This window comes from Donghicola sp. XS_ASV15 (assembly GCF_041224595.1).
Classification (GTDB): Bacteria; Pseudomonadota; Alphaproteobacteria; order Rhodobacterales; family Rhodobacteraceae; genus Donghicola.
In genome coordinates, this window is record NZ_JBGFGN010000128.1 from 23,724 (window position 1) to 46,190 (window position 22,467).

At 56.2% G+C, this 22,467-nt stretch carries 12 protein-coding genes and 1 riboswitch; of the genes, 5 read left to right on the forward strand and 7 right to left on the reverse strand.

What is annotated here, in order from left to right; translation table 11 throughout:
* Positions 1 to 26: 26 nt before the first annotated feature.
* Positions 27 to 244: riboswitch (cobalamin riboswitch) on the reverse strand.
* 281 nt (positions 245 to 525) lie between these two features.
* Both AB9K37_RS08190 and metH read left to right on the forward strand, forming a co-directional pair.
* On the forward strand, positions 526 to 1,584 hold the full coding sequence (locus AB9K37_RS08190) for a homocysteine S-methyltransferase family protein (RefSeq protein ID WP_369837022.1): 1,059 nt from the start codon (positions 526 to 528) through the stop codon (positions 1,582 to 1,584).
* Positions 1,577 to 4,297 carry a methionine synthase gene (gene metH / locus AB9K37_RS08195; protein WP_369837025.1) on the forward strand — a complete coding sequence of 907 codons (2,721 nt, stop codon included), beginning with the start codon at positions 1,577 to 1,579 and terminating at the stop codon, positions 4,295 to 4,297. Before AB9K37_RS08190 ends, metH begins: the two co-directional genes overlap by 8 nt.
* 155 nt (positions 4,298 to 4,452) lie before the next feature.
* Here metH and AB9K37_RS08200 read toward each other — a convergent pair whose 3' ends face one another.
* The 5 genes from AB9K37_RS08200 to AB9K37_RS08220 all read right to left on the reverse strand — a co-directional run bounded on the left by AB9K37_RS08200 (position 4,453) and on the right by AB9K37_RS08220 (position 11,378).
* Positions 4,453 to 5,778, reverse strand: a complete 1,326-nt coding sequence (locus tag AB9K37_RS08200; RefSeq protein ID WP_369837028.1) for an ABC1 kinase family protein — start codon at positions 5,776 to 5,778, stop codon at positions 4,453 to 4,455.
* Between the two features lie 96 nt (positions 5,779 to 5,874).
* A complete protein-coding gene (locus AB9K37_RS08205) occupies positions 5,875 to 6,468 on the reverse strand; it encodes a methyltransferase domain-containing protein (RefSeq protein ID WP_369837031.1) in 594 nt (197 codons plus the stop codon).
* A gap of 9 nt (positions 6,469 to 6,477) precedes the next feature.
* Entirely contained in the window at positions 6,478 to 8,658 is a 2,181-nt protein-coding gene (locus AB9K37_RS08210; RefSeq protein WP_369837034.1) for a glycosyltransferase family 2 protein, read from the reverse strand.
* Positions 8,648 to 10,450 (reverse strand): glycosyltransferase, encoded by a 1,803-nt coding sequence (locus AB9K37_RS08215; protein WP_369837037.1) that lies wholly within the window; start codon positions 10,448 to 10,450, stop codon positions 8,648 to 8,650. Before AB9K37_RS08215 ends, AB9K37_RS08210 begins: the two co-directional genes overlap by 11 nt.
* A gap of 73 nt (positions 10,451 to 10,523) precedes the next feature.
* On the reverse strand, positions 10,524 to 11,378 hold the full coding sequence (locus AB9K37_RS08220) for a calcium-binding protein (protein WP_369837040.1): 855 nt from the start codon (positions 11,376 to 11,378) through the stop codon (positions 10,524 to 10,526).
* A gap of 620 nt (positions 11,379 to 11,998) precedes the next feature.
* On the opposite strand from AB9K37_RS08220, the gene AB9K37_RS08225 reads away from it, so the two are divergent.
* The gene (locus AB9K37_RS08225; protein WP_369837042.1) at positions 11,999 to 12,982 is read left to right on the forward strand and encodes a hypothetical protein; all 984 of its coding nucleotides are present in this window, start codon (positions 11,999 to 12,001) and stop codon (positions 12,980 to 12,982) included.
* A gap of 211 nt (positions 12,983 to 13,193) precedes the next feature.
* Positions 13,194 to 15,170, forward strand: a complete 1,977-nt coding sequence (locus AB9K37_RS08230; protein ID WP_369837045.1) for a hypothetical protein — start codon at positions 13,194 to 13,196, stop codon at positions 15,168 to 15,170.
* 78 nt (positions 15,171 to 15,248) lie between these two features.
* Here AB9K37_RS08230 and AB9K37_RS08235 read toward each other — a convergent pair whose 3' ends face one another.
* Positions 15,249 to 17,783, reverse strand: a complete 2,535-nt coding sequence (locus tag AB9K37_RS08235; protein WP_369837048.1) for a cation:proton antiporter — start codon at positions 17,781 to 17,783, stop codon at positions 15,249 to 15,251.
* 201 nt (positions 17,784 to 17,984) lie between these two features.
* Positions 17,985 to 20,774: a bifunctional aconitate hydratase 2/2-methylisocitrate dehydratase gene (locus AB9K37_RS08240; RefSeq protein ID WP_369837051.1), complete on the reverse strand. Its 2,790-nt coding sequence runs from the start codon at positions 20,772 to 20,774 to the stop codon at positions 17,985 to 17,987.
* Positions 20,775 to 21,186: 412 nt separating this feature from the next.
* On the opposite strand from AB9K37_RS08240, the gene glf reads away from it, so the two are divergent.
* Positions 21,187 to 22,359, forward strand: coding sequence for a UDP-galactopyranose mutase (glf, locus tag AB9K37_RS08245; RefSeq protein WP_369837054.1), 1,173 nt, complete (start codon positions 21,187 to 21,189; stop codon positions 22,357 to 22,359).
* Positions 22,360 to 22,467: the final 108 nt, after the last annotated feature.

The window sequence follows — 22,467 nt, forward strand, 5'->3', positions numbered from 1 at the left end:
CCCCGGCGTCCGGTTGGGTAAGGCCGGTTTCCCGACCCCGTGACGGCAGGTCTCCTGGCTCGCGGGTCGTTATGCTGTCCTTGCCTTCCCGGGGTGTTCCCCAGTGGCGTGTTGGACGCACTCACCGCTTACAGTTGCGGGGGCAGCCACGGTTTTGGTCCCTGATGGGTACGCCGCACCGTGTTCCCTTTTACTTCTGCTGCGCCGTGTCGCGCCACGCAGAACCGTTCACGGCTTTGTAATGCAGGGAGTTCATAGCCGAGTCAATCTCGAACGTGATAGGGCAGGGACGCGACTCGGAAGAGGGGTGTCGCTGCGCCGTTTTCGCGTTGTGAACCGTTTTAAATGGTTTGAGCGCAACCGAGCGAAACAGCCGGGTGGGCCTTTGGTCACAACGTCAATGAGAGCATCCGCGAAGCGGTGCGCTGACTGAATATGAATTTCGTTCATAACAAACTCAAGAAGCATGAATTATGCTTTGTCTCCTGACCGTGGTACGCGCGTGCGCAGAAAGCAGGTGCCCTCATGAACTCTCTCTCGCTGCCGCGCAGCCCTTCGTACGATGCCATCGCCAAAGCCGCCAACGAGCGTATTCTGATCCTCGATGGTGCGATGGGGACGATGATCCAGACCCTGAACATGACCGAAGAAGATTTTACCGCCAGCGGTCATATTCACGGTCCTGGCTGCCGCCACCATTTGGACCACCCGCAAAAGGGCAACAATGACCTGCTGGTTCTGACCCAGCCCCAAGCGGTCGAGGACATCCAGCTAGAGTTCGCTCTAGCGGGTGCGGACATTCTGGAAACCAATACGTTTTCTTCGACCACCATCGCGCAGGCCGACTACGGCTTGGAGAACGCGGTGCATGATCTGAACGTCGCGGGCGCACAGGTGGCCCGCCGCGCTGCGGACCGCGCAACCGCGCAGGACGGCAAACCCCGCTGGGTCGCAGGCGCTGTGGGGCCGACTAACCGCACCGCTTCCATTAGTCCCGATGTGAATGATCCCGGCTACCGCGCCGTGACCTTTGACGAACTGAGCGCCGCTTACGGCCAGCAGATCGACGGGTTGATCGCGGGTGGTTCTGATCTGATCCTGATCGAAACGATTTTCGACACGCTGAATGCCAAAGCGGCTATCTTTGCCGCGTTTGAGAGCTTCGCCAAAGTGGGTCGGCAACTGCCCATCATGATTTCGGGCACCATCACCGATGCCTCGGGACGGACTCTTTCGGGGCAGACGCCCACGGCTTTCTGGCACTCGGTCCGTCATGCGCGGCCCTTTACCGTGGGTTTGAACTGCGCCCTTGGCGCTGATGCTATGCGGCCGCATCTGGCGGAACTGGCAGGCGTTGCAGACACCCGCATCTGCGCCTACCCCAACGCGGGCCTGCCCAACGCGTTCGGCCAATACGATGAAACGCCCGAGCAAACCGCCAAACTGGTCGAGGTCTTTGCCCGCGAAGGTCTGATCAACGTGGCGGGCGGCTGCTGCGGCACCACGCCTGACCACATCCGCGCCATCGCGGAGCATGTCGCGCCCTACGCCCCCCGCCAGATCAAGGAGACCGCCGATGTCTAAACCTCTTCTGCGTCTTTCCGGTCTGGAACCCTTTGTCCTGACCGCGGACATCCCCTTTGTGAACGTGGGCGAGCGGACGAACGTCACCGGCTCTGCCAAGTTCCGCAAGCTGATCACCAACCGCGACTATGCCACCGCTTTGGATGTGGCCCGCGATCAGGTGGAAAATGGCGCACAGATCATCGACGTGAACATGGATGAAGGTCTGATCGACAGCAAACAGGCGATGATCGACTTTCTGAACCTCATCGCCGCTGAACCCGACATCGCCCGAGTGCCGATCATGATCGACAGCTCGAAATGGGAGGTGATCGAGGCCGGCCTGAAATGCGTGCAGGGCAAGCCGGTGGTGAACTCGATTTCGCTGAAAGAAGGCGAAGAGGCGTTCATCCATCACGCCAGCCTATGCCTTGCCTATGGCGCGGCAGTTGTGGTCATGGCCTTTGATGAGACAGGCCAGGCCGACACCCTTCAGCGCAAGATCGAGATTTGCGAGCGTGCCTATAAGGCGCTGACTGAAAAGGTTGGCTTCCCGCCCGAAGACATCATCTTTGACCCCAACGTCTTTGCGGTGGCCACCGGCATCGAAGAACACAACAACTACGGCGTCGATTTCATCGAGGCCACCCGCTGGATCCGCCAGAACCTGCCCCACGCTCATGTGTCGGGCGGGGTGTCGAACTTGTCGTTCAGCTTCCGCGGAAACGAGCCCGTGCGCGAGGCGATGCACGCGGTCTTTCTGTATCACGCCATTCAGGCAGGCATGGATATGGGCATCGTCAATGCCGGTCAGCTGGCGGTCTATGACCAGATCGATGCCGACCTGCGCGACGCTTGCGAGGATGTGGTTCTGAACCGCACTCCTGACGCCACCGAGAACCTGCTAGAGATTGCGGAACGCTATCGCGGCGCGGGCGGTGGCAAAACCCGCGAAAAGGACATGTCCTGGCGTGAATGGCCTATCGACAAGCGGTTGGAACATGCCTTGGTCAATGGCATCACAGAATTCATTGATGCCGACACAGAAGAGGCGCGACAACAGGCCGAGCGCCCCTTGCATGTGATCGAAGGCCCGTTGATGGCGGGCATGAACGTGGTCGGCGATTTGTTTGGCGCAGGCAAAATGTTCCTGCCGCAGGTGGTGAAATCCGCCCGCGTCATGAAGCAGGCCGTGGCCGTGCTCCTGCCCTATATGGAAGAAGAGAAGCGCCAAAACGGCGGCGATGGCCGCGAGGCTGCGGGCAAAGTCCTCATGGCCACGGTCAAAGGCGACGTCCACGATATCGGTAAGAACATCGTCGGCGTGGTTTTGGCCTGTAATAACTACGAAATCATCGACCTTGGCGTCATGGTCCCACCCCAGAAAATTCTGGAAGAGGCCCGCAAGCATAACGTCGATATCATCGGCCTCTCGGGCCTGATCACGCCGTCCTTGGATGAAATGGTGCATCTGGCGACCGAGCTCGAAAAAGAAGGCTTCGACGTGCCTCTGCTGATCGGGGGCGCAACCACGTCGAAGGTGCATACGGCAGTAAAAATCGCCCCGCAGTACCAACGCAATCAAGCGATCTATGTAACCGACGCGAGCCGCGCGGTGGGCGTGGTGTCTGCCTTGCTGAGCGACACGCAGCGGGATGAATACGTCGAGGGCATCCGCTCGGAATACACCGAGGTCGCCGAACGTCACGAGCGGGCCGAACTGGCCAAGCAGCGCCTGCCCTTGGCCGCAGCCCGCGCGAACGCCATGCAAATCGATTGGACAGATTACACTGTTCAGGCTCCGAAGTTCACGGGTCAGCAGGTCATCGACGACTGGGATCTGGCGGAGATCGCGCGCTACATCGACTGGACGCCGTTTTTCCAGACTTGGGAGCTCAAGGGCGTCTACCCCCGCATACTAGAGCATGAGAAATACGGCGAAGCGGCGCGCAACCTTTTTGCCGACGCGCAGGCGATGCTTCAGCGGATTATCGGAGAGACGTGGTTCAAGCCCCGCGCCGTGGTCGGATTCTGGCCCGCGAACCGTACGGGTGACGACATTCAGCTGTATGCCGACGACGCTCGGACCCAGCCACTTGATGTGCTTCACACCCTGCGTCAGCAAACGTCTAAACGCAAAGACAGCCCGAATATGGCGCTTGCCGATTTCGTAGCGCCCGAGGGCACGCCCGACTACGTGGGCGGCTTTGTGGTCACTGCGGGTCCCGAAGAGGACACAATTGCCAAGAAATTCGAAGCCGCAGGCGATGATTACAGCGCCATCATGGTCAAGGCGCTGGCCGACCGTTTTGCCGAAGCCATGGCCGAGATGCTGCACGAACGGGTCCGCCGTGACTACTGGGGCTACGTCAAGGATGAAGCTTTCAGCCCCACTGAGCTGATCGCCGAACCTTACCGCGGTATCCGCCCGGCCCCCGGCTATCCGGCACAGCCTGACCACACGGAGAAACGGACGCTGTTCAAACTACTGGATGCCGAAGCCAGCACCGGCGTTGCGCTGACAGAAAGCATGGCGATGTGGCCCGGTGCCTCGGTTAGTGGGCTCTATCTGGGTCATCCCGACGCCTATTACTTTGGTGTCGCGAAGGTCGAGCGCGATCAGGTCGAAGACTACGCTGCCCGCAAAGGCATGGAGCTCGGCGAAGCGGAGCGTTGGCTCGCTCCGGTTTTGAATTATCGGCCGACCGTACCCAAGGGAGCTTCATCAGAGTAAGTGGGCTTGCCGCATTTGTGGGCGACCCTCTGTTGGGCCGCAGTCGATCGGCGAGGTCGCACCAAGTTCGATAGCAACCGCACACACAGGAATAGCCAGATTGCCAAGTGAAATCCTGCGCGGGTCATTGGACACGTGCAGGCTCTGGCGGTGGGCTATTCGGCGCAATAGGCTTCGACCAATGGACGTAATTTGACTCTGGCCTTTAGCATCGAAGCGATCAGATACGTTCCGGCGATCTTGCGGTGAAGGAACAGCGTTTCAGCAGGGGGAACCTGCTGTAGTTCGCGTTCGCCCCCGACTTCGAGCCCGCGGTCGCGCAGCCGGTGCATGAGATCAGACTTGCCAAAATCGAAGGGCGTTTCCTGCCGAATAGGGGACATCGCCATATCGAACATCTCTAGAAAGACGGTCTGAAAGCGCTGGGGGGTCGCATCGTTGAAATAGCCAATTTTCTGCATTGCCGCGCGCGTCCAGTCAACATCTCTAGCGAGCGCCGCGCGGGCCAGGTTTTTGAAATTGTTTTGCAGAGTTGGCGCAAGTGTTTGCACCGCGCCAAAATCAAGCAGAACGATCCGACCATCCTTTGGTGAATAGCGATAATTGGCGAGGTTTGGATCCGTCTGCATCACTCTGAACTCGAAAAGCTCTCGTAGCACAAGTGTGATCAGTGCTTCGGCCGCTTGGTCCCTGGTCTCTTGCGGAGCATCAGCCAGCGCTTCCAGAGGCTCACTGTGGACGTAGCTCATGGCGAGGACATGGGCGTTGCTCAGTCCAGTATTGAGATCAGGAAGCCGGAATAGCGGATCGTCTCGCAAAAGATCCGCGAAAGTGAACAGGTTTTGTGCCTCGGATTCATAATCCGCTTCGGCATGAAGTTGGCGTTTGGCTGCCTCTAATAAGTCGTCGATCGGCGCGTCCTTTGGCAGAAGACCAGAGATTTTGAGAAGAACTGCGAGGTTGTCTATGTCGCTATCGATGCTGTCTCGCACGCCGGGGTACTGGACCTTGATTGCCAAGTCCTGACCCTCTCGGGTGGTCGCGCGATGAACCTGACCGATTGACGCCGAGGCGAAAGGCCTAACGTCAAAACGTTTGAAGTTGCTCTGCCAGCTGCTCCCCCATTCACGGTCCAAAACCTGCTTTAACTGTTTGGGAGGCATGGGGACCGCGCTATCCCGCATTCCTGCCAGAATCCGGTTCAATTCGGGCGGAAGCACGACACCGGTGTCCATCGACAGCATCTGCCCAAGCTTCAGAGCCGCGCCGCGCATATGAGAAAGGCTCTCGGCGAGGCGCGCCATGTTGCCCGGAGAAAACACCAATTGTTCAAGGTCCGGTTTCCGGCCTGTCGCCAGAGAGCGCAGGCCACCGGCCGCGACGCCGCCCGAGATGCCAGCAGCGAGCCCGCCCATCCGTAGCACTCTGGTTAGGCGGCCGCTGGGGATCGGCCGCCCAAGGGTATTGTGATCCTTGCCCACGTTCCGCTTCCCTCCTGACAATCGCCAATACACATGGCGCAAATCAGGAGGTTGTCGAGGTTAACACAAGGCGGGGTCTGGCAGGCGCCCGGATGATCAGAGGGATGCTTTGAGGGCTGCAACTTGATGTTGCATCGCGAGGCGCTTGAAACCAGCTTGGGCCCAGAAGTCGATCGAACTACCTTTTTCCGTGCGGACTTCGGAAAAGCCCGCATCAAGAAGCAGCTTGGCAAAATACTCTTCGGTAAAGCCTGACTTGTGCGCCATAAACTGGTCGCCGTCCTCGATAGATGCGCGGTGACCATAAAGAATGTCGAGGGCAGTGATGTCTCCGGCAGGAGAGGAATAGATCGGTTTTTCAAGGTCTTCTGGATCAATTAGGCGCATGACCTGTTCAAGATCAGGCGTCCGGAATACGGCGACGCCTTCGGGTTTCAAGACCCGTACAGTTTCTGCGAGCACCGAATGAACTTCGTGGGCATAGAAGTGCTCAACTGCGTGAGAGCAAAAGACAAAGTCAGCAAAGTTGTCTTCAATCACGCCCTTCATGTCGGTCAGGCTGGCCACTTTGTCCGGATTGGCCATGGGGTTGATGTCGACGCGCACTTCGCGCCAACCGTAGAATTCAGGCGCATCCTTGGGCAGCGCGCTGCGGGGGCCAGAACCAAGGTTCAAAAATATCTTTTCCAAAGTCGTCTCTTAAATCCAGTTCGGGACTATGGCGCTTGCCTTGATAGTCGAATTTCTGGGGGTGGGCGCTCTGTGGCGGGTGCACAGGGCGCGATAGGGTAGGGTGTCCGTCGAGAGCAGCGGGTGCGTGAATGGATCATTCAGGATGACGTCACGCCACCGCATACGCAGATTATCAACCTCGCGCCGCATCCTGTTCCCCGAAGGAGAGGCGTGTTCTTTGCCGCGGCTCACGGATTCGAAATGTTGGACATAGCAATGGGGCGTGAATACCACGCGGTACCCATGCTCACGCAGTCGAAGGCAGTAATCCACATCATTAAAATTGACTGCAAACAGAGTCTCTTCGAAGCCTCCCAGGCGTTCAAACAGGGATTTCCGGGTCAACATCATGGCACCCGTAACGGCGCTGCACTCGTGCGCAACTTTCAAGAGCTCTGTATAACCGGGATCTCCCCGCATACGATCCTCAAAGGAATGAAGAGCGCCATTGCTGGGCCCAAGGGCGACACCAGCGTGTTGGATGATATCAGAGGCGCGGACCATAAGTGGACCGACAGCACCAACAGTCGGGTCTTCGATGCGGCTGGATAGCTCTGCCAAGACGCCTTTTTCAGGAAAAAGGACGTCATTGTTGAGAAAGCAAACCCGCTCGTATTTTGCGAATTCACAGGCCAGATTGTTGATCTGCGAAAAATTGAAACCGTCGTCATACTCTAGGATCGTTACGCCGGTGTCCTCTAGATCATTAAAGAACTGCGCAGATTCTTCTTCTTCTGATCGGTTGTCGACGACGATGATATCAAGGTCGAACTCTGGATTGCTGCTGCGCAGGCTTTCAATACACTCCGTCAGCATTTCCCCTTGGTCTTTAGTGGGGATGATCACGCTGACTTGGTTGCTAGTGAGCGGGCGTTTGACGTGCACTGCGGGAAATAGCGTTTCAGTATTGCTAAGGATCTGCGCGTTAGGGGCAAATTTTGGCAGATAATCGCGCAAGACCGTTTCGTGTAGACCCCGAGAAAGGCGTAATTCTTCTTCGTTAAGCAGTCCTGCAGGGTGCGGAATGTGCTGGATGTCTTCGTTGCCGAGCTGGTCTTGGATTTCTAAAAAAACCTCGAGTGGAGAGCGTGGCCTCTGGGACATCGCACGTGCCACCAAGTAGGACGGAGCGGCGAAACAGAGTGCGGCATAGCCTTGCTCTAGCTGACGCTCTTGGTCGAATGCGGGAAAAAGCAGTGGCCAGACATCCCGGCCCTTCTGCACGCCCAAGTCAAAGTAGACCATGCCTTCGGGGCGCGCGGGCAGGATCGTCTGAATGTCCTTGCGCGGTGTGACGGCTGCGCTGAAGACGAGCGTCCAGTCACTGCCGGACAGCTCCCAGAAACTGCCGTCGAATCCAAATCGCTCGATCTCTTTGTTGCTCAGTGACTTGGACAGAAGCTCCGGATAAAGCTCGGCATAAGCTGTCATGGGCATACTGTTTTCCAGAATGCGATCCAAGGCCATATCGGCGGTCCGGGTTTTGCGTCGCCCTTCCGCGTCGAGCCACACATCTCTCATGCTATTGGGATATGCGATGAAATCGACAGGGCTCCCTTCAAGCGCCATTCCGGTCGATGTTTCGACTCGGAGCTTTCTTGGAATGCCATCCGCCAATTTCGTGTCGACGAGTATCTCGAACCCGACGCGCTGCCCGTTCGCGTTCCGAGGGTTCCCAATGTGTTGCCATCGATAAAGACGGGTGCGGCCAACCAGATCGTCACCGTCGTAGGCCAGAATTTCGTATGACGGGTGCTTCGTGACTGAGTCATTGAGATGGCCAGACAGGGTGAGCCCACTCGCATGACGCACCAGTCCAGCATTCAAACCTTCACCGGCGGCTCTCCAGTCTTTAAAGTCTTTCATACAGACTTCGGTAATTGTGTGCTCTGCATTAAGCACTGAGATCGTCAGGAGATCCTTGTCGTTGAAAACGGCTTTGTTCAGATTGAACTCGAAGCCGCAGTCGAAAGGGACGTCGATTTTATCTTCTAAGTCATCAACGGTTTGATCGGCATAGTATGTGCCCACCAAATTGCCGTTGTGAAAAAGACCAACGGCCCATCTCTGAGATGGCTTTTCAGGGTCGTAGACATGGCCGCGAATGTAGCCGGGTTGATAAAAGTCTACGGCGGATTCAAGCGGCATCTTTGGTTCCGTTCAAAAGTTCCAAAAGCCTGTCTTCAAAGGCTTCGATATCTTGTGAGGATACTGTTTCTAGAGGCAGTCGATCAACGACCGTATCGGATTGATCGAAAAGTTGCAGGCCTTCATCTGGGTCATGAACCATGTGGTACTCATGACCAATTCGGAGTTCTTGCCCGACGCACTCAAGAGCCTCTTGAGGAAGTAAGGCAATTCGGCGCAAGTGGAGCCGTTCAAGTGCGCTGTCAAAGCTTCCTTGAACTGGAAAAATCGGGATATCCTTGACATCAATCGACCGAAGCTCAGTGTCTTCGGTGTCGCGTGCATCGGGTATTTTCTTTGGTTCCCAATCAGATTCGTCTACCAAAGCCTCGCAGTAATCCTTCAGCGGGTCGATTTGCGCATAGCGCTCATAGGCTTGCGCGTAGAACGGGTACTTCTTGATCAGAGTGCGATAGTTGTCCGAAACCAGCCTGCGTTTCGCTGGGCCAAAGCTGGTCGCGCCCACATGACCGACAAAGCAATCAACTGCTGCGATGTGACGGAACCCTTTGGTTGCGGCACGGATGCAGAAATCGACTTCTTCATAATAGCCGCTTTGAAAGTCTGTCGAGAGAAAGCCGGTCTCTTCTAAGCAGCGCTCTGAAATGAGCATTGCAAAGCCATTGCCGTTCATGACCTCTACCGAGGTGCGCGGGTTCTGTTTGAACGCCAGTGCGGACAACTGCTCTAACTGAGACTCGGATGGCATTTCGAAACCGGTCCGAGCTTTGGGCGCGCTGAAGCTTCCTGCGTTGTTTGACAGGGGTGTGACGGTCCCGATGTCGTCTTCCTTGAGATGGAAAACAAGCCGGTTTAAGAGCCCGTTGGGAAGGTAAGTGTCAGAATTCAATAAGAGAACTGGACCGGGCCCGATGGAGCGAAGCCCGAGGTTGACCGCGCCGACAAATCCCAAATTCTCTGGTGATCTGACGATCGTTACACGTTCATGCTGCAACGCTGCGGAGAGGATACGTGCGGTTGCTTTTTCTTTGGAGGCATCGTTGACGATCACCAAACGTGCCCGAGGGGTTTGGTCCAATTCAGCAAGAACGCTGGCAAGGCACCTTGCTAGGGCTTTTCCCCCGTCATGGACTGGTATGACGATCCAGGGCCGGCCTCGATGCCTCGTCCCGCGCCCAATCCGGCCGTTTATGGCTTTTTTCGTGCTTCTGACGTGGATTTCAAAGCTTTGTTCAGCGACGTCAAAGGACAAAGTTCTGCTACCCTCGGACGGTTTGTCCAAGTAGGTGTCGGTTGCAAAAAGGACCGCATCACCGGACTTGGCGGCACCGAGCATTTCTTCGAAGTCGCCAGAGCCTCGTTCATGCAACGCGCTTGCCTGATTGGCCCAACGCACAGCCGTGATCCGGTCGGTGACTTTCATTTCGGTTTGAACAATAAACGGGATTTGGGCCGGGTCCATGAACCGCAGCGCGGCCTTGCGGTGGCGGCTGCTTGTGCTGGTTGAACCCAGAATTTGAAGCCCGAGTTCATGTGCAATGTGTGGTTTGGCTTTCTGCTTTAGGTGTGCGGCAAAGAGTAGAATGTCAGGATCTGATCCATCCAGCTCCAATGCCCGATCAATATCTTGCACTGCCGCAGCAGGATTTCCGACGCGCGCTAGAATGCGGGCACGCAACATCAGTTCTTTGGCGCCTAAGCGGTCAAAGGGGGCGAAAACGTGATGAAATGCAGCAAGTGCATGAGTGTCTCGACCCTGTTTCAAGAGCCTTTGAATGTGAGACGTATTCATAAATTTTTCGAAATTGGAGTACTAAAAAAGTAGAGCGAAGCCGTAGCTTCGCTCTGTTGTTTTGGGACTGTACTTAGCTGTCCGAACCGTCGTCGTAGTCGAACTCGAAGTTCTCGACGCCTTTGACGATGACGGTCGAGCCATCGGTAAAGGTGATGAGGGTTTTGCCACCGGTGAGCTCTTCGCTCGAGTCCAAGGAACCCGAGAAGTACGCAGTGTCTTCGCCTGCGCCGCCCATGATGGTGTCGCCTGCGCCACCGTAGAAGACATCGTTGCCAACGCCACCGAACATCTTGTCTGCGCCTTCGCCACCGGAGAGGGTGTCGTTGCCGCCGCCACCATTGAGCGTGTCGTTGCCTTTGCCACCGTCGAGGTCGTCTTTGCCTTTGCCGCCGCCAAGGAAGTCACGACCAGTGCCACCGAACAGGGTGTCAGAGCCGTTGCCGCCTTTGAGGCTGTCGTTGCCTGCGCCACCGTCGAGTTCGTCAGAGCCGCCTGCGCCAAAGACACTGTCACCACCGAAGCCGCCTTCGACCGCATCGTCACCCAGACCGGCTTTGACAATGTCGCCACCGTCGCTGCCGTTGACTTCGTCATCGCCTTTGCCGGCGAAGACTTCTTTGACAGGCTCCTCACCATCAGGATCCTGCTCAGCGAATTCATCGTCGCTCAGATCGATCGAGTTGTCTTCGTCACCGCCAACTGTGGTTTGCTTGTTCGAACCAACGACTTCGATGGTCTTGGAACCGTCTTCGTTGCCGCGAACGACGACGTCGACATCATCCGGAACTTCCTCGTCGGGAGCCAGAACCGCCACAGTTACGTCTTCTTCGCCCTCAAGGGCCTCAAGCACTTCGTCAGCTACACCTTCCCGGATCTCACCCAGGTCGTTCTGCAGCTCATCAGCGCCATATTCACTTACCGCCATATGAAATTTTCCCTAACATGCGGGCCCAAAATGTGAGCCAATTGTATGTGGTTTACCAATGCACTCGCTATCATCGGAATCGATAACCATGAGTATTAATACCATCGGGATATATAAATGCAATAAATTGACTGAAATGAATTTTGAATTTCTTTCGATAGTTGGTAAAGGATATATAACTATTGTTTATCAATAGCTTATGCGGGTGCCGCGCTGCGGAAAAATGAGGCAGATCGAAGGTGGCGAGTCGTGGTCTTGTTGCTCAATGGGAGAATTGCATTGTTGCAGGCTAATATATTCGCAATTGTACAGTTCTCGTTCTGCGATCTGGAATCGTAAGCAATGTGCGAAGCGCTTTTACCAGGTGCGTGAAAGTTGCGATCGATACTTTAGTTTGACTTGTTTCCCATATTCCCTTGTTTGCATGGGTGTGGGGACGCGTGTGTGCGCTGAAGTGGGAAAGTGATGAAACGATGGCGAACTTGATACTTCCGATGCTTGTGACTTTCATCTAAGTCAGTCAGAAAACTTGAGTTGCAAAAATACCCCTTTGCCTATTCGCTTTGAGCATTGACCATAGCCCGCAGTGCTCCGAGCGCATGGACTGCAGAAGATTAGAAATGAAAACCACGAACCGTCGCATCATTATTCATGCCGGTCTTCATAAGACGGCCTCCAGTTCACTGCAGTATGGTCTTTTCCGAAACCGCAATGCGTTGGCAAAGGCCGGCGTTGTTTACCCCGTTCCGCCTCGTGGATATGCGCAGCATCACCTGGTAGCATTGTGGAACGAGCAGTTGCGCCAGTACCTCCCTCACACGACATACGAACAGGATTGGCGTGCGTTGAATGACATTGCGCCTGGCAAGCCGGTGACGGTTGTTGTGAGCAGCGAGGAGTTTAGCCGTAAAGCGCCAGAGACTGTCGACTTCGAGCAACTGATCCAGCTGACGCCGAGTTTTGATAGTCACGAGATCGTTGTTGTCCTGCGGGATCAAGTGACCTTCTTGCAGTCTGTTTTCCTGCAGATCCGTGATCATAATCGCCTGACAGTCTTTCCTGAGTGGGTTCAGAACGCGACCCAGAACCCTCATAATCCAGGATTATTCTTTGATTACAGTGAGCTGCACGATTTTCTTCTGCACGCTTTTGAGCCTGAGAAGATTTCCTTCCTGAACTACAGCAGTTTTGGCCGTCACCCCTTGGGTGTCGTGGGGTCGTTTGTCGATCACATTGGGTATGGTGACACCGAGGGTTTGCAACAGTTCAACAGCCACAATGTTTCAGAGGATCCATTGGGATACTATTTGGGACGTGAACTTCTGAACGGTGTGCAGCCGTCAGACGAACAGATTGAGAAGGTCGCTTCGGTGCTGAAGTCGCGGCATCCAGGAAAAGTGAAAACCTCACTCTATACGAAAGAGCAGGTTTCGGAATGGACGGGCTACTTTAGACCTCTGAACGAGAAATTTCATGCGACCGCGGGTGATGCGCTTCAATCTCCGATCGTGATACCTGAAGTTCAAGATCAAGTTCTTTATCTGTGCGAGGTGACGGACGCTGACCGACAGGCTGTTTCGGACGCATTATCTGCCAGAGAGTAAGGAAAAATAATGCCGGTATCGCATGTGGCGAGTAAGCTCGTGCGCAAGCGCACACGCGACTAAGCTCCGCTTTAATGTTTCTCAGCGAACCGTCTAGGGTGTCACAGTATTTCCATTTGTAAGTATTACTTGTAATTGTGTAGGTGCATTCTTGCATCGGCTTTAAGCCTTTGCGCGCACGTGTCAGTTCAATTTCTAGTGAGTACAGTAGATGGCGATGACTTTTTCTGCCCGTTCCACCACACAATACAAGACGATCAGCGGCACCGATGCCGGCGAAAATCTTTATGGTACCAGCGAAGATGAGACAATTGTCGGGCAAGCTGGCGATGACGCAATCTATGGCGGTGATGGTGATGACTTACTGCAAGGCGGAGCCGGGGACGACTACCTGAACGGCGAGGGCGGTCAAGATACCCTCGACGGCGGCGCGGGGTATGACCGCATTAGCCATTATTATGACACTGCTGCTGTTACCGTAGATTTGGCGGCTGGCGTGGCGATCGATGGCAATGGCGTTAAAGACGTTTTGAAAAACATCGAATCCGTGAGCGGATCGCTCTACGGCGACACGCTTGTGGGCAATGACGAGAATAACTCTTTTGCTGGCTACAAGGGCTACGACACGATTGATGGTGGCGGCGGAACGGATTGGCTGCGCTATGACATCGACTATCGGCTCGGAGGTACGAAGGGGATTGTTGTGAACCTTGCACAAGGTTCCGGTTACGATGGATGGGGAAACCGCGACACAATTTCGAATTTCGAGAATGTTGAAACAGGTGATGCAAATGACAGTGTAACCGGCGATGCCGGAGACAATTACTTTTGGCTTTCGGGCGGGAACGACACAGCCTATGGGCGCGCCGGCGATGATAGCCTTTATGGCAAAGACGGGAATGACCTGTTGGATGGTGGTGCGGGCGACGATTACATTCGCCCCGGTGCAGGTGTTGACACAATCAACGGCGGTGAGGGTTCCGACGAACTTTCTTACGCCGATGCGGGCGCGGTTTCTGTTGACATGGTGTCAGGCATTGCAACCGAGGCTGACGGGAATGTTGATACCTTCGAGAGCATTGAATCTGTGCAGGGTTCCTCGGAGGGTGACAGCATCATCGGGGATGACGGAGACAACCTGATCGCTGGTTTGAACGGCTCCGACACGCTTGAAGGTGGCGCTGGGTTTGACCGTTTGAGCTTCTGGACCGAAGACTACTACGGAGCGACCGATGGCGTAACAGTCGACCTGAGCGCTGGTATTGCCATTGATGGATGGGGAAACACCGACTTCATCACTGGCTTTGAGCAAGTTGAGGGGGGCGATTTTGACGATACAATCGCGGGGGACTCCGGCGACAATCGCGTGTTTGGCAACGACGGGGATGATTTGATCGACGGCGCCGAAGGGGATGACTCCATTGATGGCGGTGATGGCAACGACACCATCAATGGTGGTAGCGGTGAGGATTGGCTGAGTTACTTCAACAGTTCCTCCTCTGTCGTCGTTCGCCTTGGCAAAGGGGCGAGCAAGAGCAGCGAGGGTGATGTCGATCTCTTCAAGAACTTCGAAAACGTCTACGGTTCTAATTACAAAGACAAGCTGTTTGGAAATGCCAAGGATAACGTCCTGAGCGGCCACAAAGGCAATGACGTTCTGAACGGGCTCAAGGGCTCTGACACAGTGAGCTATGAGTATGATGCGCAATTTGGCGGTGACGCAGGAGTGACGATCAATCTGGGCAAACGGTTCGGTGTGGACGGCTTTGGGGATCGCGACAAATTGGTCAAGATTGAGAACGCGATTGGCAGCACCGAGGATGATTTGATCCGTGGCAGCAAGAAGGACAACCAACTGGAGGGGCTCGAGGGCGATGATCGCCTGCTTGGTCTGAAAGGTGCGGATACGCTTGTTGGTGGTGCGGGCAACGACAAGCTGCGTGGCGGCGCCGGCGCGGATACCTTTGTGTTCGGCGAAGGATTTGGTGCTGATGTCATCCTTGACTTCAAAGGGCAGGATGTCTTGCAGTTTGAGGGTGTTTCAGATGAAGGGGACTCGAGCGCCTTCCTTGCGGCCCATGGCAGCGCGGTGAACGGAAATTATATTATCGAGGTCGATGGCAACTCGCTGACGCTGAAGGGTGTCACAGATGCCGCGATGATCGAGAGCGCTTTAATCCTACTTTAACTCTGCATGGTAAGTCGCTGATAATAAAGAGCCCGGCGTTTCGCCGGGCTCTTTTTTTAGTTTCGCCAGTCGCCAAATCTATTCGGCAGCCTCAAGCCTCTTTCCGCGCAGCGGGGGTTTAGGAAGAAGCGTATCTGGATCGACGCCGCGTTGCACCGCAGCGGTGCGCACGGCTTCTTGTATGGCCTTGCTTCGGCGCAGAAGGCGCAAAAACGCCTGCTCATTGAGTACCAAGACGGTTGTTGGAGCGATGGCGCGCACATCAGCACGATAGGTTTTGCTGGTCAAAATGCCCATCTGCCCGAACATCTCGCCGCGACCGAGGCGCCATTCCTGATTGGCGACCTCGACCTGAACGGCACCGGATTCGATGAAATAGACGCTCTTTGCGGGGTGGTTTTTCCGAGTCAGGACTTCGCCCGCATCGACGTAGCGGGTTTTCAGTGCGCGGCTCAGACGTTTGATTGCGGCTTTGTCCAGTTCTGCAAAAAGAGGAAGGCGGCGCACCAATTCCGTCCGTTGCAGCGCGATGTCGAGTTTCGGACGGCGCTCTTCGGAGGCGCGCCGAGCGGAGAGATCTTGGATCAAAGTCGTGAAGACTTCTGCTCCGATCAACCCATCCCCGTGCATGGCGTGGTATTCGCGCTCTTCGAGCCGGAGGGCCGCGCGCCGGATGAAACGGCGCTCCAGTTCTTCGGCGTAACCCGGATATTGCAGGCGAAGGCCGTCGAGGGCGGTTTCGACTTGTTCCGTTCGTCGCACCAGCATTTCCTGCAGCAGTTCCGCCACACGTCTTCCGTGGATGCGCCGGATGCGCCCGTCGATGAATTTGCCAAGGTCGCGCAGGATCAATTGCTGCGACAGCATAAATTCAAAACGATCCGCAGTCATCCGAGCCAGAAAAGCCGACAGACCGATCCGGTTGTGCAACTTGACACTGAGCCGGAACCAGAAGCCATAGGTGATGCCCCGTTTGGCGGCGCGGTTGTATCCGCTGCGGCCATGAGTTCGAGCCCCTTCAAGAAGCCGGTCGGCTTCTGACAGGAGTTGCTCGGCCATGCGCGCTGAAATCGTCCGCTCGTTTAGGCGAGACAGGATGGTGTCGCGTTCGTGGCCCGCCAGTGAGATCAGGCCAAGGGTAATGCGGTCTCGATTCTTGATACCTACGCCGGTTTCTGCTTTGCGGACGGCATCGTCCAGACGCTGGCCAAACCCCTTGGCTTCGGAGCGGACGATCTCGTGGCTCAGGTCGTAGTCGTCGGTTGTGCGGGACATCTCTTCGCGCACATTTTGGAGGGCTACCGCAACGACCTGACGCGAGAGCGCTTCGTCGATGACGGACAGGCGATCAAGGCCAAGACGGCCGATCATCCAGCGCAGGGTCGTCCCTTGGGCGATGAGAGTGAATAGCGTAAAGCCGGTTGCAAGGATGCCGACCATACGCTTGGTCTCTGCGGGGACACGAAAACTCTCGGTGACGGCAAGGGCGAGTGCAAGCGTGACTGCGCCGCGTAGCCCCCCCCACAAAATGGCTGTGCGGTAGGGCCGCTCCACCGCAGGGGACGCCCGCATGAATGTCAGCAGCGGCAGCAAGCCAAAGAGGATCACGGCGCGTGCCAAAATGGCCGCCACGATCACCACGCCGATGAGTGCAATGTCAGACAGGCGGACGCCATCCATGAGGCGCGGGATCAGCAAGGCAGCTAGGATAAAGATCAAGGCGCCTGCCCAATGCGCCAACACGTCCCAAAGCTCGCGCATGTTGGTCCATGTTTGGGGCTGCAACCGCCCCGGTGCAGCGAGGTTTAGCGTAAGACCTGCCGCAACAACCGCGATAACGCCCGACGCGCCAATCGTCTGCTCTGCCCCAATATAGGCCAGATACGGGAGCGCGACCGAGATCGTGAGCTGAGCCAGTTCGTGGTGATGGAAGAGCGACATCACGCGCACCGCGATGCGTGCTAGGATCCAACCGCACAAGGCGCCGCCTGCGATGAGCATCGGGAAACGCCCCAAAGCTTCTCCAAGCTCGGGGTCAGGCACACCCAGCATCACAAAACCCATAAACAGGCCAAAGAGCGCAATCGCGGCGGCGTCGTTCAACAGACTCTCGCCTTCGATGATGCGGGCCAGACGTTGCGGCGCCGAGATCGACCGGAAAATCGAGACAACAGCCGACGGATCGGTCGTCGAGACAATTGCGCCGACCAAAAGACACGCTGCGAGGGGCAAGGTGCTGACCGCTGATAAGGCATATCCCACACTGAGTGTCGCAACCACGACAGCCACGACGGCCAGCAGCAGGATCGGCACCCAGTCGTCGAGCATCCGCCTTAGGTTCATGCCCAAGGTGGCCTGAAAGAGAAGTGTGGGCAGAAAAACGTAGAGGAAGACGTTGGACCGGATGGGCAGACCAAGGATCGCCTCTGCTACCGGGTTCAGAGCGTCTGTAAGTTCGGTTTGAAGAAAGAAGATCGCGCCAACACCGATCAGGGTCCCCAAGACAGCAAGGATCACACTGTAGGGTAAACGTAGCCGCGCCGCCAAAGGCTCTGCGAGGCCGATGACAACAAAGAAAGATGCAATGATCGTGGTGATAATAACGATGTCCATACGCTGCCATTACCATGAAGCGCGGGATCAGGAAGAGTGCCAATCATCACTTGTGTGTTGGATGTGTTTCAGAGGCCGCGGAGAGTGTTGCTGGCCATGATCGGCGTAGGGCTAGGCTGAGATGGTTTGAAAGCCCACCAAGCAAAACGAAAATGGCCGCCCGAGTGGGGCGGCCAAAAAAGACTGTCATGTGTCACGGGATCAGAAGTGAACCGAACGCGAGGTGCCGGGGATTTCCTGCGGCGGTGCGAACTTGGTCAGGTTGATGCCTTTGACGGCTGCCTTGTATTCGTCGTTGTTCGGCGTACGGCCAAGGATCGCTGACAGAACGACCACGGGGGTCGAAGCCAGAAGTGATTCACCTTTCTTCTCGGCACTGTCTTCTACGACGCGGCCTTGGAACAGGCGGGTCGAGGTCGCCAGAACGGTGTCACCCTTTTCCGCTTTTTCCTGATTGCCCATGCAGAGGTTACAGCCGGGACGCTCGAGGTACAGGATGTTCTCGTACTCGGTGCGGGCGTTGGCTTTGGGGAACAGATCGTCGAACTCAAAGCCCGAGTATTTCTGCAGGATGTCCCAGTCGCCTTCGGCCTTCAGCTCGTCGATGATGTTGTAGGTCGGTGCGGCCACAACCAGCGGTGCCTTGAACTCGACCTTGCCGTTGGCTTCTTCGAGGTTCTTGAGCATCTGCGCGACGATCTTGATGTCACCCTTGTGCACCATGCACGAGCCGACAAAGCCCAGATCCACCTTCTTGTCGCCGCCGTAGTAGGAGACGGGGCGGATGGTGTCGTGGGTGTAGCGGCGCGATGCGTCGGCGTTATTCACATCGGGGTCGGCGATCATGGGCTCGTCGATCAGGTCCAGATCAACGACGACTTCGGCAAAGTACTTGGCGTTGTCATCGGGGGTCAGGGCAGGCTTCTCGCCCGACTTGATTTCTGCGATGCGCGCGTCGGCTTTGTCGATCAGACCTTGCAGGGTCTTGGCTTCGTTATCCATGCCCTTGTCGATCATGGTCTGGATGCGGCCTTTGGCCAGTTCCAGCGAACCGATCAGGGTTTCATCGTTGGAGATACAGATCGAGGCTTTCGCCTTCATTTCTGCGGTCCAGTCGGTGAAGGTGAACGCCTGGTCCGCCAGCAGAGTGCCGATGTGCACTTCGATGATGCGGCCTTGGAACACGTTGTCGCCGCACTGCTTGAGCATCTGCGCCTGAGTTGCGTGTACCACGTCGCGGAAGTCCATATGGTCCGCCATCTGGCCCTTGAAGGTCACTTTGACCGACTCGGGGATGGGCATGGTGGCTTCGCCGGTCGCCAGTGCCAGAGCAACGGTGCCCGAGTCCGCGCCAAAGGCAACGCCCTTGGACATACGGGTATGGCTGTCGCCGCCGATGATGATGTCCCAGTCGCTGACGGTGATGTCGTTCAGCACTTTGTGGATCACGTCGGTCATCGCGTGGTATTCGCCCTTGGGGTCGCGCGCGGTGATCAGACCGAAGTCGTTCATGAACTTCATCAGACGGGGGATGTTGGCCTGAGCCTTTTTGTCCCAAACCGAAGCAGTGTGACAGCCCGACTGATAGGCGCCGTCAACGGTGGGCGAAATGGTGGTCGCCGCCATGGCTTCCAGCTCTTGGCTGGTCATCAGGCCGGTGGTGTCCTGCGAGCCAACGATGTTCACTTTGACGCGCACGTCCGAGCCTGCGTGCAGCACTTTGCCCTTTTCGACGCCGACAGCGTTCGCGTTGAAGATTTTCTCAACAGCGGTCAGGCCCTGATCGGCAACGGTAACTTCTTTCGAAGGCGCGTAGACGGCGGGGGCTTCGACACCCAGAGTTTCAGCCGCGAATGTCTGCAGCTTCTTGCCGAATACGACGGCATAGGAACCGCCGGCCTTCATGAACTCGACCTTCTGCGGGGTGAAGGCAGAGGACACGTCCACTAGCTCTTCGCCGGAGTCGCTGTAGAGCTTCTTGTCTTTGGTGTTGATGGTCAGAACGGTGCCGGTCTCGACCGAGTATTTCTGGTCAAGGATCGGGTTGCCGTCATTGTTCAGGATCGGCTTGCCGTTCTCATCCAGCTTCTTGACCCAGTTCTTCAGGTCCAGACCGATACCGCCGGTCACGCCAACAGTGGTCAGGAAGATCGGCGAGATGCCGTTGGTGCCTGCCACAACGGGGGCGATGTTCACGAAGGGAACGTAGGGGCTGGCTTTCTTGCCGGTCCACAGCGCGACGTTGTTCACGCCGGACATACGCGACGAGCCAACGCCCATGGTGCCCTTTTCTGCGATCAGCATGACGCGCGCATCAGGGTTCTGTGCTTGCAGGTCCTGAATTTCTTTCTGCGCTTCGGGGCTGATCATGCACTTGCCGTGCAGTTCGCGGTCCGAACGCGAGTGCGCTTGGTTGCCGGGCGACAGAAGGTCGGTCGAGATATCGCCTTCGGCAGCGATATAGGTCACGACTTTAACTTCTTCGTCCACTTCGGGAAGCTTGGTGAAGAACTCGGCCTTTGCGTAGCTTTCCAGAATGTCTTTTGCGATGGCGTTGCCGTCTTTGAACGCGGCGGCCAGACGCTCCATGTCTGCCTCGTAGAGGAAGACCTGAGTTTTCAGGACGTCAGCAGCTTTGCCTGCGATCTCTGCGTCATCACCCAGTGCCAGATCCAGTAGAACCTCGATCGAGGGGCCGCCCTTCATGTGCGACAGCAGTTCGAACGCGAAATCGGGGGTGATTTCTGCGACGGTTGCTTCGCCAAGGATGATCTTTTTCAGGAACACTGCCTTCACACCTGCGGCGCTCGTGGTGCCGGGCAGGGTGTTGTAGATGAAGAAGTTCAGCGAGTCTTTGCGGTGCGCGTTCGCTGTGTCCTCGATCTGCGCGATCAGTTCAGCAACCAGCGCGCCGTCGTCGATCGGCTTGGGATGCAGTCCCTCGCCTTTGCGGGTTTCGATTTCTTCAAGATAGGCAGTGTACAAGCTCATGGCGATCCCTGCGGTTCAGTGGTGGGGCAAGCTTGGGTGCCGGACGGCAAAATATAGGTTGGCGAGCGGCGGCAAGCTTAATTGTATGCGGATGTATACCAAACGTATTTACGTGGCAAGAGGTTGCCGAAGGCATTACGGTCCTTGCGCCAAAAAGTCGAGCAAAAGCGCCGAATTTCAGCAGCCTGAGGCACTATGTCTGACCTTGCCGAGTTCTGGGGCGCGCCACAGAGTTGTTGTGGTCGGCGGTACCCCTGGAGTGAGACGATGGAATCATGTGCGGCGTCCGCACCTTATACGGAACGCATCAGAGCATAGATCCGCGCTTTTTCTAAGGACACATTGATAACGGTTGTTCCTAACGCACAGATCAGATTTAACGACGCTGAATTTTTGGTACGGGACTTTGATGATGACCACTTCAGCTGCGTCTAAAGGTAAAATTCTGATTGTTGGGGCGGGGTTGTCCGGAGCGGTGATTGGCCGCCACCTCGCTCAGGACGGATACGGGGTCACCATCGTCGATAGCCGCGATCACATTGGGGGGAACTGTCATACTGAACGGGACGCAGAGTCCGGCGTTATGGTCCATGTTTATGGCCCCCACATTTTTCACACAGATGACGAAGAAGTCTGGGACTACGTCAACACGTTCGAGACGTTCATGCCCTACAAAAACCGCGTGAAAACAACGTCCAAGGGGCAAGTCTTCTCGCTGCCGGTCAACCTGCACACCATTAACCAGTTCTTCGACAAAACAATGCGCCCCGATGAGGCGCGCCAGTTTATCACCGAAGAGCAGGCGGACACGTCCATTGAGGATCCTCAAACCTTTGAAGAGCAGGCCATGCGGTTTGTGGGTAAGGAGCTCTATGAGGCCTTTTTCAAAGGCTACACGATGAAGCAGTGGGGATGCCATCCCAGCGAGTTGCCTGCTTCGATCCTCAAGCGCTTGCCTGTGCGCTTTAATTACGATGACAACTACTTCTTCCACAAATTTCAAGGGATGCCCCAAAACGGCTATACCGTGATGATCGAGCGGATGCTGGATTGTTCTGGCATCGAAGTTCGGTTGAACACGACATTCAGCGCCGAGATGGCCGAAGGCTACGAACACGTCTTTTATGCCGGACCACTGGATGGATATTTCGACTACAAACTAGGGCGTCTGGGTTATCGGACCTTGGATTTTGAACGCTTCAACTATGAAGGGGATTACCAAGGCTGCGCCGTCATGAACTATGGCGAGGTCGACGTACCCTACACCCGCATCACCGAACACAAGCACTTTGCCCCTTGGGAAAACCACGAAAAATCGGTCTGCTACCGAGAGTTTTCCCGCGCGGCTGAGCCTGCAGACATTCCTTATTACCCGATCCGTCAGGTCAAAGAGAAAGCTCTGCTCTCTGAGTATGTGGAATTGGCCAACGCGGCGTCTGGCGTCACTTTTGTTGGCCGCTTGGGGACCTATCGCTACCTCGATATGGACGTCACAATTCGCGAGGCTCTGGACACTGCGCGTGGATTCGTTGAGGCGCAGCAAAAGGGCGTCAAGGTGCCCGCATTCTTCGTCGCACCGGTCTGAACGCCTAACATTCAGGGCGCTTATGAGTGGCAGCGAACGATGTTTGGCGGATCTTTGCAAGGTTGCTCGCTGTCCTGCTCAAAATGTCGCTGTTTGATGACAGAGAAC

What these genes read in the sequence shown, in the direction of transcription:
- AB9K37_RS08215 (WP_369837037.1), bottom strand. Translation starts at nt 10,450, where the DNA reads ATGAATACGTCTCACATTCAAAGGCTCTTGAAACAGGGTCGAGACACT.
- metH (WP_369837025.1), top strand. Translation starts at nt 1,577, where the DNA reads ATGTCTAAACCTCTTCTGCGTCTTTCCGGTCTGGAACCCTTTGTCCTG.
- AB9K37_RS08230 (WP_369837045.1), top strand. Translation starts at nt 13,194, where the DNA reads ATGGCGATGACTTTTTCTGCCCGTTCCACCACACAATACAAGACGATC.
- AB9K37_RS08210 (WP_369837034.1), bottom strand. Translation starts at nt 8,658, where the DNA reads ATGCCGCTTGAATCCGCCGTAGACTTTTATCAACCCGGCTACATTCGC.
- AB9K37_RS08190 (WP_369837022.1), top strand. Translation starts at nt 526, where the DNA reads ATGAACTCTCTCTCGCTGCCGCGCAGCCCTTCGTACGATGCCATCGCC.
- AB9K37_RS08225 (WP_369837042.1), top strand. Translation starts at nt 11,999, where the DNA reads ATGAAAACCACGAACCGTCGCATCATTATTCATGCCGGTCTTCATAAG.
- AB9K37_RS08235 (WP_369837048.1), bottom strand. Translation starts at nt 17,783, where the DNA reads ATGGACATCGTTATTATCACCACGATCATTGCATCTTTCTTTGTTGTC.
- glf (WP_369837054.1), top strand. Translation starts at nt 21,187, where the DNA reads ATGACCACTTCAGCTGCGTCTAAAGGTAAAATTCTGATTGTTGGGGCG.
- AB9K37_RS08240 (WP_369837051.1), bottom strand. Translation starts at nt 20,774, where the DNA reads ATGAGCTTGTACACTGCCTATCTTGAAGAAATCGAAACCCGCAAAGGC.
- AB9K37_RS08220 (WP_369837040.1), bottom strand. Translation starts at nt 11,378, where the DNA reads ATGGCGGTAAGTGAATATGGCGCTGATGAGCTGCAGAACGACCTGGGT.